Source organism: Bacillus sp. P4_D3 (genome assembly GCF_056401855.1).
Window position 1 is genome coordinate 1 of sequence record NZ_JBFUIN010001127.1, and the last position, 783, is coordinate 783.

The 783-nt window shown below is 27.8% G+C and carries 1 protein-coding gene; it reads left to right on the forward strand.

What is annotated here, in order from left to right:
• Positions 1-783, forward strand: a 783-nt coding sequence (locus AC1DTM_RS29760; RefSeq protein WP_477001620.1) for an ABC transporter transmembrane domain-containing protein, incomplete at both ends; no start/stop codon positions are given.

Genomic DNA, 783 nt, shown 5'->3' on the forward strand with positions numbered 1-783 from the left:
CATTAGTACTCTCTTTAATTATATTATTTACTTTAGATATTCCAATGACATTGGTTTTGATTTTAGTAGTACCGATAACTCTTTTTGTTGTAATTCCTTTGGGAGAGAAGGTATATGATCTTTCTTTTCAAGAACAAAATAAAATGTCTCAGTTGACAGCTTATTTATCACAGACTCTTTCTGAAATTAAGCTTGTAAAATCTTATAATACTGAATTGAAAGAAGCGGAAAATGGAAAAAAACATTTCGATTTTCTTTATATGAATGGAATAAAGAGGGCTAAAATTAATTCTATATTAACTCCAGTTTTAGGGACATTTACTACTATTGTTTTAATTGGTGTAATAGGTTTTGGTGCCTGGAGGGTAGATCAAGGTCTAATTAGTTCTGGTGAGTTAGTAGCATTTTTATTGTATTTATTTCAAATTATGTCTCCTTTTATACAAATGAATCATTTTTTAACGAGTTTTCAAGAAGCAAAAGGATCTATGAAAAGATTATTTGAAATTTTAGAAGAAGAAGAGGAAGTTCAAGTTGTTACTAAAATAGGTATTGGATCTCCAACACAATTAGAGTTTAAAAATGTTTCTTTTAAATATGATGAAAAAGAGAATGTTATTGAAGACATTTCTTTTAAAATTAAAAAAGGAACGTTAACAGCACTAGTAGGACCAAGTGGTTCTGGAAAAAGTACGGTATTTTCGTTAATAGAAAGATTTTATGATCCAACTAACGGAGATATTTTATTAGATGATGTATCTTATAAAAATATACATGTAGAAG